Source organism: Streptomyces sp. BV286, from assembly GCF_019090165.1.
Lineage (GTDB): Bacteria > Actinomycetota > Actinomycetes > Streptomycetales > Streptomycetaceae > Streptomyces.
The window spans coordinates 1-10,802 of sequence record NZ_JAHRIB010000122.1; the positions used below are offsets into that span (position 1 = coordinate 1).

Annotated in this window: 4 protein-coding genes and 2 pseudogenes; 3 read left to right on the plus strand and 3 right to left on the minus strand. The window is 73.9% G+C overall.

Annotation, left to right across the window (positions count from 1 at the left end):
* Positions 1-191: pseudogene (locus KUF83_RS42800) on the minus strand (phosphate ABC transporter substrate-binding protein); the annotation flags it as partial.
* 28 nt (positions 192-219) lie between these two features.
* On the opposite strand from KUF83_RS42800, the gene KUF83_RS16505 reads away from it, so the two are divergent.
* Positions 220-684, plus strand: coding sequence for an NPCBM/NEW2 domain-containing protein (locus KUF83_RS16505; protein ID WP_308403025.1), 465 nt, complete (start codon positions 220-222; stop codon positions 682-684).
* A gap of 1,595 nt (positions 685-2,279) precedes the next feature.
* Here KUF83_RS16505 and KUF83_RS42985 read toward each other — a convergent pair.
* Together KUF83_RS42985 and KUF83_RS16520 are read right to left on the minus strand one after the other, a co-directional pair.
* Positions 2,280-4,670 (minus strand): annotated as a pseudogene (locus tag KUF83_RS42985) (BTAD domain-containing putative transcriptional regulator); the annotation flags it as partial.
* An 84-nt stretch (positions 4,671-4,754) separates the two neighbouring features.
* A complete protein-coding gene (locus KUF83_RS16520; protein ID WP_217455451.1) occupies positions 4,755-6,848 on the minus strand; it encodes an asparagine synthase-related protein in 2,094 nt (697 codons plus the stop codon).
* A 773-nt stretch (positions 6,849-7,621) separates the two neighbouring features.
* Between KUF83_RS16520 and KUF83_RS16525 the strand changes: the two genes are divergently transcribed.
* Both KUF83_RS16525 and lhgO read left to right on the plus strand, forming a co-directional pair.
* Positions 7,622-9,046, plus strand: a complete 1,425-nt coding sequence (locus tag KUF83_RS16525; RefSeq protein ID WP_217455452.1) for an MFS transporter — start codon at positions 7,622-7,624, stop codon at positions 9,044-9,046.
* 173 nt (positions 9,047-9,219) lie between these two features.
* Entirely contained in the window at positions 9,220-10,431 is a 1,212-nt protein-coding gene (gene lhgO / locus KUF83_RS16530) for an L-2-hydroxyglutarate oxidase (RefSeq protein ID WP_217455453.1), read from the plus strand.
* The last annotated feature ends 371 nt before the right edge of the window (positions 10,432-10,802 follow it).

Here is a 10,802-nt window from a genome sequence, read left to right on the forward strand (position 1 = left end):
CCGCGCCCGCCCGCTCCGGTCGTCGAGCCGCGCGTACCGTCGCCGTCCCCGAACCCGCCCGAGGCGGGGCCCGGGCCGGTCGTACCGGCGGTCGCGCCCTCGCTGAAGCCGACCCCGAAGCCGCCCCGTACGCCCGAGCCGCCGGCCGAACCCGCGCCCGAGCCGAAGCCGACACCCACGCCGGTACCCACCCCCACCCCCAGGCCGACGCCGACACCCGTGCCGCCCCCTCCCCCGCCGCCACCCGCCCCGGCGGTCTTCCAGTGGAACGAGCTGAAGTACGGCGTCACCGGGGACGGCACCCGGCCCGAGATGCGGCTCGGCGAGAGCAGCTGGGTCTGGCAGCGGTACGGCATGTCCATCGGAGACCAGCGGTACGCGAACGGCGTCACCGTGCACGGCGCGTCCTCGGTCACCATCGATCTCAACCGCACGTGCTCCTCGTACGACGCGATGGCCGGAGTGGACGACATGGTCATGGGGCTCGGCCAGGTGCGCTTCTCCGTGTTCGCCGACGGCGCCCGGATGTGGCAGTCGGGGCTGGTGCGGGGAGGCCAGGCCGCGGTGCCCGTGCACGTCGACCTGACGGGCAGGAAAACGATCCGCCTGGTCGTCGAGCCGCATTCGCCCTTCGACTCGGCGTCCCTGGCGGACTGGGCCGACTCACGGTTCCGGTGCCAGTGACGGAATCCCCGGGGGACGGGGTACGGAGGACGGAGGACGGGGTACGGCCGGGGCGGGGTACGGCCGGGGCGGGGTACGGCCGGGGCGGGTCAGGGCAATGCGGTGGCCGGGGCTTCGGCCGAGGCCTCGGCCAGTTCCCTCCGGACGTCGTCCGGGGTGAGCGTGGCGCCGGTGGCGCGCTCGGTCTCGTAGGCGGCGGGGCCGAGTCCGGCCAGGGCCGCGGCCTCGACCCGCTCGAGTAGCTCGCACTCAGGCATCGGGCGCGGGTGGCCACCCCGCCATCGGGAGGCGGCCGCGAGAACACGGACCACGCGCGCGTGGTCGCCGATGCCGGACAGGACTCCCACCGACCGCTCGGCCAGCGCGGCGAGGACCGCCTCCGCGCACCGCTCCGACACGGCTTCGTGCAGGGCGTCGGCCAGTCCGCGCAGCCCCGGCCCGGGGCCTGTCTCCGTCGCCGTGAGGAGGGCGTCGATGCCGTTCAGTGCGGCGATGAACTGAGGTGGCGGCGTGCCACGGCGGGTCTCCGCGCGGGCTGCCTCGCACAGTTCGCGTGCCCGGGTGAGGTCCCGGTCGTCGATGGCCATCTGGGACCGCAGGAGAAGGACGAACGCCCGCGAGTCCGGCACCGCGTAGCGATCGGCCGCGGCCGTCGCCTCGTCCAGGGCGGTGAGGGCCCCGGCCCGGTCGCCCTCGCGGTAGGCGATCTCACCGAGCCGGGCGATCAGGAACGGCGACTCCGCGTACGCCCCCACCTCGTGGGCGAGCCGCAGGGCCTCCTCGTACTGCCCCTTGGCCTCCTGGAGCCGTCCGCGCACCATGGCCGCCTCGCCGCCCGCGCTGCACACCTGGGCGCGCATCCAGCGGTCACCCACGCGCCGGGAGACCGTCCCCAGCTCCGCGAGGTACTCGTCGATGCCCTCCATGCCGCCGGGTGTGTCGACGGCCACGTGCACACGGAACAGCAGGGCGGCGCCGATCTCCCAGTCGCCGCCGTACACACGGCAGTTGGCCAGCGAGATCTCCATGGACCGGCGCACGTCGTCGCTGCCGATCAGGAACCCGATCAGCGGCCAGATGATGCCGGGGAAGCTCGCCGCGTCCGGGCCGCCGCGCGCCAGTCTGTTCCGCAGGCGCGTGACGTACTCCACGGTCCGCTCGTCCATCGGCAGACCCTGACCGAGCTCCGCCGCCAGGAAGAACTGCAACAGACGCAGTTTGGTACGGAGCCTGTGCAGGGGGTGGTCACTCCCCGCCTCGGAGCCGAGGCCGAGGTCGGCGCCGGGATCGAAGTCGGCCCCGAAGGGGTCGCTGATGCCCCAGGCCCCGGTCATGCCCGTGGCGTCGTCCCCCGCTCCGACCGGGCCGGTGACGTCTCGGACCCCGACCGGACCGGGGGCGTTGCCGGCCCCCGCCGGGCTGGTGACATCTCCGGACCTGACCGCGCCGGAGGCCCCGCGGCGCGGCCGTGCCCACGCCGGGTTCTCCAGGTTCTCCGGGTTCTCCGGGTTCTCCGGGTGCTCCGGGTGCTCCGGGTGCTTCGGGACTTTCGCCCGTGCCCCCGCGGCCGGAGCAGGTACGTCCCGAGTCGGTGCGTCCCGAGTCGCCGCGTCCCGAGTCGGTGCGTCCGGCGACGGTGCGTCCGGCGACTGCTGAGCGTCGAGTGCCGTACCCAGACGCACAACCCGGCCGGTCCAGGCCGCGCCCTCCCGGCGGAAGTTGCGCAGCCACCAGAACCAGCCCATGGCGAGCACCAGGGCGCCGGCCTCAGGCTCGTCGGCGGCGACAACGCTGCGGTGGAGCGCCGCACGGATGTTGTCCATGTCGGTCTCCAGGCGTTGGATCCACCGGAGCTGGTCGGCGGACCGCAGCAGGGGGTCCGCCTCCTCGGCCAGCGCGCGGGCCCACGCCCGGTGTCTCCGCTCGGCCGCGGTACGCAGCTCGGGCGTGACGGCGGCACGCTCCGCGGCGTACTCGTGGATGGTCTCCAGCATGCGGTAGCGCATACCGTCGGCGCCTCTCCGGCAGGGAGCCGCGACGACCAGTGACTTGTCGACCAGCGCTCCGACGGCCTCGGCGACGGGGCCGGTGCACACGGCCTCCGCCGCCTCCAGGTCCCAGCCGCCCGCGAAGACGGAGACCTCCCGCAGGACGGTCCGCTCGGACTCGTCGAGGAGGTCCCAGGACCAGTCGACGACCGCGCGCAAGGTCTGCTGGCGGGGCAGGGCCGTGCGGTTTCCCGAGGTGAGGAGGCGGAACCGGTCGTCGAGGCGGTCGGCGATCTGACGAGCGGTGAGCATCCGCAGGCGGGCGGCGGCCAGCTCGATGGCGAGCGGCAGACCGTCCAGGCGGCGGCAGATCTCGTCGACGGCGGCGGGGTCGTCGGTGACACCGGAACCAGGGCCGACGGCTGCCGCGCGCTCCAGGAAGAGGCGGTGCGCGGGGCCGGGGAGGAGCGGCTCGACCGGGCGCACGGACTCGCCGGGGACGCCCAGGGGTTCACGGCTGGTGGCCAGGATCGTGAGCCCCGGGCAGTGGGTCAGGAGCGTCTCGGCGAGCTCGGCCGCGGCGTCGATCACATGTTCGCAGTTGTCAAGGATCAGGAGTTGGCTGCGCGAGGCGCAGTACTCGACGAGCAGGGCGACCGGGTCGTCCTGCTGCACCGTCATCTCGTGGGTCATCAGCACGGTCTCGCGCAGACCGAGGGCACTGACGACCGCGCCGGGCACCGCCTCCGGCCGGTCGAGCGGGGCGAGCTCGGCCAGCCATGCCTGCGGATGCCCGGCGGCGGCTTCCTCAGCGAGGCGGGTCTTGCCGGAGCCGCCCGGTCCGGTGAGGGTGACGAGACGGGCCCTGTGCAATTCGGAACGGATCGCGTCGAGTTCGGGTTCCCGGCCCACGAAGGAATTCAGCCGCGGGCGGATGTTGCCGCCCTGCTCGTGCTCTGCGGGAGCGACGACCGCGTACGGGCTCGGGGGCACCGGCACCCGCACCGGCTCCCGCACCGGCGCCACCGCGGGCGGACCGGAAGCGGGCCCCGCCACCGGGCTCGGGGCGGACGCGGGACCCTGCGTGGACGCCGGCCCGGGACCGTACGTGGACGCCCGGGCAGGACTGCGCGTGGACGCACCCGCGGGACCCGCGGGCCTGCGCCCGGGCACGGACGCACCCGCTTCCGCCGCAGACACGGACGCAGACTCAGGTGATGGTGTGGACGTAGGCGCGCGTGCGGTTGTAGGCGCGAGGGCGGGTGCAGGCGCGGGTGCGGGCCGTGAGGTCAGCAGTTCGGCGTGCAGGGCGCGGAGTTCCGGGCCCGGGTCCGTGCCCAGGCCGTCCGCCAGCGCGCGGCGGACCGTCTCGTACGCCGCCAACGCGTCCGCCCGGCGGCCGGTGTCCCGCAGGGCCCGGACGAGGAGGGCGTGCAGGGGTTCGTCGTACGGGTGGAGCCCGGTGAGCTCCTTCAACTCCGGTACGGCGTCGTGGGCGTGGCCGTTGCGCAGGTCCGCCTCCACGCGCGCGCGTGTCGCCTCCTGACGGAGGGACTCCGGGCGGGCCGCCGCCGCGGCGCGGTCGGGCAGGTCGGCGAGGGCCGGGCCCCGCCACAGGGCTAGGGCTTCCCCGAGCATGCGGGCGGCAGCGGCCGGATCACCGTCCAGGCGGGCCCTGCCCTCACGGACCAGGCGTTCGAAGACGAACAGGTCGACGTCCTCCGGGGTGGCGTCGAGGCGGTAGCCGCCGGGCTCCGAGGCGACGGCGTCCCGGCCGAGGGCTCGGCGCAGGCGGCCCACGAGGGCCTGAAGGGCGGCGGGGGCGTCGTGCGGGGGATCGTCCGGCCAGACCTCGTCGATGAGGATCTCCGGGGACGTGGTGCGGGTGGTCCTCAGGGCAAGGGCCGTGAGGAGCGCGCGGAGGCGGGGGCCTCCCAGGGGCAGATCATTGCCCTGGGCGTCCGCCGCCTGGGTGACGCCCAGGATTCTGTACCGCACGGGGCCATTGTCGCCGGTGTGCCGGGACGGGGCCGGACTATTTCGTCCGCAGCCTCTCCATCCCCTCCGCCTGTCCCTCCCCGCCTATCCCCTCCGCGCGCCCGCGCCCAGTGCCCCCCTCTGGGGCCGGATTCCCGCCGGGACGGCGCGCTGGCGGGCGGGTGTGCCCGTCCAGCAGGTGCCGCGGCGGTCCAGGAGGCGGCGGAGCCACAGTTCGAGCGAGACCAGGTCCGCGAGGCCTTCCAGGGGCAGGGGTTCTCCGTCGGCCGCCGCCCGCAGCGCCTTGCGGACGACGCGGGCCTCGACCAGGCCCGCCTGGGCGAGGAGAGGTGTGTCGAAGAGGGCCACCAGTTCGTCCACGGCGACGCGGAGCCCGGTACGCGCGGCGGCGGCCGAGGACGCGTGGGAGGGGGCGCCCCAGCCGGGCGGGAGGTCGGCCACCCCGGCACCCTCCAGGACCGTACGCAGTATGGCGGCCCGCGCTCCGGGCTGGACGCGCAGCGCTTCGGGGAGGGCGCGGCAGGCGCGTACGACCTGGTTGTCGAGGAAGGGGGCGTGCAGACGCTGGAAGCGGACCTCCGCGGCCTGTTCCAGGATGCGCAGGTCCGCGGCGTGCCGGGCCAGCGCGGTGCGGGCCCGGAAGTCGCCCGGCCGCTGGCCGGGGCCGACGCTCGCGCGAGTCGCCGAGCCCGTCAGACGAACCGATACTTCAGCGAGGGCCTCGCCCGTCAGCCAGCGCGCGGCGGGCCCCGGTCTGGCCCACGTGAGCGCGGCGAGAGACGCCCCCACGGCACCTCCCGGCTCCTCGAACCGCCGGTGCAGCAGCCGGTCGGCCAGCCCTTCGATACCGACCAGGTAGGGCGTACGGGCCAGTTTGCGGGCCGCGCCGTACACGCGCGCGGGGACCATGACCGAGCCGTCGGCCTTCGCCAACGCCGCGACCGGGCGCACCAGATGGCGCCGCTTGCGGTCCATGAGCAGGTCCGCGAGGCGGGCCGGGTGGGCGTCCAGCACCTGTCGGGCCCCGTACCCCGTGAAGTGGTCCGCGCTGCCCGAGGCCAGGCGGGCACGATGGCGGACGGCCGTCACCAGGGACGGGCTCGGCTCGTCCGTCAGGGGGCCCTCCAACTCGGCGTAGGGGAGCACTTCTTCGCCCCCGGTGACCACCACGTGGTGCAGTCGCGGGTTGGCGGCGAGCGTCCCGGCCCGTTCCAGTTCGGCTTCCCGGCCCTTCACCGCCAGGTCGTTGAAGGTGACCGCGAGGAGCCGCTCGCCGGCGCCCGTGCCGTGCCCCAGGACGGTGCCGGGTGCGCCGGGCAGGCCGGCGGCGAGGAGGGCGAGGGTGCCCGAGGCGGGGCCTCCGGAGAGGTCGGCTCCTATGCCGGGCACGGGCATGCCACGGGCGGCGCGCCGCTCGGCGGGCCCCATCCCGGGTACGGGTCCCGGGTCTATGTCGGCTCCCGGTACGTGTCTGGGGGCGGCGAGCCGCGCGCGAACGGCCTCCACCAGGGCGTCCCGGACGCCGTCCACCGCGCTGTCGGCGTCGGCGATGGGGGCGGCGACGGCGAGGGAGGCCACCGCCTCGTAGCCGGCGATCTCCCGTGCGCCCGCGCGCAGGATCAGCGCGTGCCCCGGTGGAATGCGCCGCACGCCTTCGTAGGGGGTCGAGTCGTGGAGCGCGGCCGGTACGTCGGGAGCGGCAAGCAGGGCCGCCAGGTGTCCGAAGTCGAGGTTGGCCTCGATGAGGTCGGCCAGGGGCAGGGCCGCGGTCGAGTAGGCCGTGCCGTTCGCCCAGGGCGTGTAGAACACCGGCCTGGCGCCCGCGAGATCGCCGCAGACCATGACCCGGCGGCCCACCTGGACGACGGCCGTGTAACTGCCGGCCCAGGCCGTCAGATGCCGAAGTGCCCCGCCGCGCGCGGCGAACAGGCCCACGCGCAGTTCCTCGTCGGAGGCACCGCAGGTGCCGAGCACCGCCATGCGGTTCTGGTCGTCGGCCCTGACGACGCGCACCTCGTCGGGGCGCCAGTCGCCGACCGCCCAGAGCGGATCGGGGTCGCCCCACAGGAGCTGGGAACCGACCGGGTGAACCGTCTCTCCGTCGCTCCCGGTCGCGCCCGCCGAACCGGCCTCAGGCGCGCGAGCGACGGTGCTGCTCCATCCCACCAACCATCGCATCGCCGCCTCCACAGGCTGTGGACAACCAGTGCACCGCACGAACCGGTCACCATGCTGCCACGAAGAATGCGCACCGGAGGGCCGGTGAGGCCGCTTGTGCTCCCCGGAGTGCGCCCCTGGGAGATGCCCCGTCCGAGGCCGACGCACGCACGGGGAGAGGCGATCGAGAAGAATTGCCCCTGCGGCCACGACCTGAATGCGCCCCCGGTACGCTCCCCCAAGGCACCCAACGCGCCCTCAAATTCCGTGGTGGGAGCGGTATTTGCCCTCGAATGAGGGGGGCGATATTCAGCCAAATCGGGGATGGACGCAGGGCCGTGCACACGCTCCGTACAGGCTGTGCGCAACGCACAGTCCGGGAGGCGGAGTCCGCCTCCCGGACCGGTCCGCCGCCCGCGGGGATGTAGACGGCGGTGTCCCCCAGCCCACTGGATCCAGTACAGCGGGCCGACCCACGCACGATCCATGCAAGCGCTCCCCCGGTGGCCGGAGAAGAGCGCACGGACAGGCGCACGGCCACACAACGGGAGCACGAGACGACGCTCCGTGCTCGCCCGCGGACCACAATCCCGCCATCCGGAACAATGCCCCTTAACGCTTGGGATGCGGCGAACTACCCTGTGTTTGCCTGTGTTTTCGCGGGAGGCATATTCCTGAGGGCTCGGCCACGTGCTTTTGCGGGTGGGGTTCCAGGGGTTGGCACCCGGGAAGACGCAGCACGAATGCCGCGTGGCTGAACCCGCGCGGCAGCCGTCTGTGTCGAGGGGTGGCGCATGTCCAGGGAGCAACGCGGGCCGAACGAAAAACTCGGCGCCGTTCTCGCCCTCGCGGGAATCAGCAACGCAGGACTCGCGCGTCGCGTCAACGATCTTGGCGCTCAACGCGGGTTGACTCTTCGCTACGACAAGACGTCGGTGGCGCGCTGGGTGTCGAAAGGCATGGTGCCGCAGGGTGCCGCGCCGCACCTCATCGCCGCCGCCATCGGCCAGAAACTCGGCCGGCCGGTCCCGCTCCACGAGATCGGTCTGGCGGACGCGGATCCCGCACCCGAGGTGGGCCTCGCCTTCCCCCGTGACGTGGGACAGGCCGTACGGTCCGCGACGGACCTCTACCGGCTCGACCTCGCGGGGCGCCGGGCGGGTTCGGGCGGCATCTGGCAGTCCCTCGCCGGATCGTTCGCGGTGAGCGCGTACGCGACTCCCGCGTCCAGGTGGCTGATAACACCGGCCGACAGCTCGGTGGCACGCGACGCGAGCCCGGCGGAGGGCTCCGGAGCACCGCTGAAAGTCGGCCACAGCGACGTACAGAAGCTGCGGGAGGCCGCCGAGGACGCCAGGCGCTGGGACTCCAAGTACGGAGGCGGCGACTGGCGTTCGTCCATGGTGCCGGAGTGCTTACGGGTCGAGGCGGCGCCGCTGCTCCTGGGCGCGTACACGGACGAGGTCGGCCGGGCTCTCTTCGGGGCGAGCGCCGAACTCACCCGCCTGGCGGGCTGGATGGCCTTCGACACGGGCCAGCAGGAGGCCGCACAGCGCTACTACATCCAGGCACTGCGCCTGGCCCGCGCGGCGGCGGACGTGCCCTTAGGCGGCTACGTACTGGCCTCCATGTCCCTCCAGGCGACCTACCGCGGCTTCGGCGACGAGGGGGTCGACCTCGCGCAGGCCGCCCTGGAGCGCAACCGCGGCCTGGCCACCGCCCGCACGATGAGTTTCTTCCGCCTGGTGGAGGCGCGGGCCCACGCGCGCGCGGGTGACGCCCACGCGGCCGGCGGCGCCCTGAAGGCGGCCGAGGGCTGGCTGGAGCGGGCCCGCGACGGCGACCAGGACCCGTCCTGGCTCGGCTTCTACTCGTACGACCGTTTCGCGGCCGACGCGGCGGAGTGCTACCGCGATCTGAAGGCTCCGCGGCAGGTCCGCCGCTTCACGGAGCAGGCCCTGTCGAAGCCGACGGAGGAGTTCGTACGGTCCCACGGGCTGCGTCTGGTGGTGTCGGCGGTCGCCGAGCTCGAGTCGGGCAACCTCGACGCGGCGTGCGAGCAGGGCGTACGGGCGGTGGAGGTGGCCGGGCGCATCTCCTCGGCCCGCACCACGGAGTACGTGAAGGATCTCCTCCACCGGCTGGAGCCGTACGGCGACGAGCCACGCGTCGTGGAGCTGCGCGAGCGGGCCAGGCCGCTGCTCATGGCCCCGGCCTAGGGGCACAGGAAGCACCACCGGTGCCGGTCGACGGACGTGACCGGCACCACGGAGCGCCACCGGGACCACGCATCCCCCGTGTTCCCGGGGTTTGAGGCCGTTGTCAGTGGCGCAGTGCACTATCGGAGATACGAGTCGGAGGTGAAAGCCGAAGGCGGGAGGTGGACGGACGAATGGTGCGGGAGATCGCTCACGACTGTGACGTGCTCGTGATCGGGGGCGGGATCGTCGGTCTGTCGACGGCCTACGCGATCACGCGTTCCGCTCCGGGCACGCGGGTGACGGTGCTGGAGAAGGAGCCCGGCCCGGCCCGCCACCAAACGGGTCGCAACAGCGGGGTCATCCACAGCGGGATCTACTACCGCCCGGGCTCGCTGAAGGCCCGGTTCGCGGTGCGGGGCGCCGCCGAGCTGGTCAAGTTCTGCGCGGAGTACGACATCGCGCACGCGGTGACCGGCAAGCTGATCGTCGCCACGGAGCGGGACGAGCTCCCCCGCCTGCACGCACTGGTGCAGCGGGGCCGGGAGAACGGCATCGCGGTCCGTGAGCTGGGCGCCTCCCAGATCGGCGAGTACGAGCCCGAGGTGCGGGGCCTCGCCGCGATCCGTGTCGCCACGACCGGGGTGTGCGACTTCGTGGGTGTGGCCCGACAGCTCGCGGACGCCTCGGGGGCCCGGATCCGCTACGGCGCGAAGGTCGCGTACATCGACCGCCGTCCCGACCGCGGAGTGGCGGTCCTCACGGACGACGGCACGGTCGTCCGCGCGCGCGTGCTGGTCAACTGCGCCGGCCTCCACTGCGACGCCGTGGCCCGCCTGACGGGCGACGACCCCGAGATGCGGATCGTCCCCTTCCGCGGCGAGTACTACACCCTGGCCCGCCCCGACCTGGTCAATGGCCTCGTCTACCCCGTCCCCGACCCCGCGTTCCCCTTCCTCGGCGTCCATCTCACCCGGGGCATCGACGGCAGCGTCCACATCGGTCCGAACGCGGTCCCGGCGCTGGCCCGCGAGGGCTACGACTGGCGTACGGTCCGCCCCCGCGAGCTGGCCACGACCCTCACCTGGCCCGGCTCCTGGCACATGGCCCGGAGCCACTGGCGCTACGGCGGCGGGGAACTGCGCCGCTCGCTCTCCAAGGCGGCCTTCACCCAGGCGGTCCGGCGCCTGCTCCCCGCGGTGACCCCCGACGACCTGGTCCCGGCGCCCGCGGGTGTCCGAGCCCAGGCGGTCCTGCGTGACGGCACCCTGGTGGACGACTTCCTGATCCAGGAGGGCCCCCGCACGGTCCACGTACTGAACGCACCCTCCCCCGCGGCCACGGCCTCACTCCCCATCGGCCGAGAAGTGGCCCGCCGAACCCTCAAGGCCCTGGCAACCACCTGAAGAGCCCCCCTCTCACCACCCCACGACGAACGCCGCGGCCACCCTCTCCACCGCAAAGGCGGGAGCGGTGCCGGCAGATCGCACGAAAGGGACCGCGTGCCACCCCCGTCACAGAAGGGGCCGCGGCCACTCCCCTCGCGCAAGGGGCCGTTACGGAAGGGGCCGTGCCGGTACGTCTCAGTCCGCCGCCTAGCTCTTCCTCACGGAGCTCACCATGGCAGCAGAGGGCAGTAGGCCCGGCCGCGGCGGACTCGACGTACCGGCACGGCCCCGACCCACGACGAACGCGCCACCCCACACGGCGGCCCCGACCCACCACGAACGCGCCACCTACATCGCGCCCGCCACCCCTACCGCGGCCCCGCCACCCC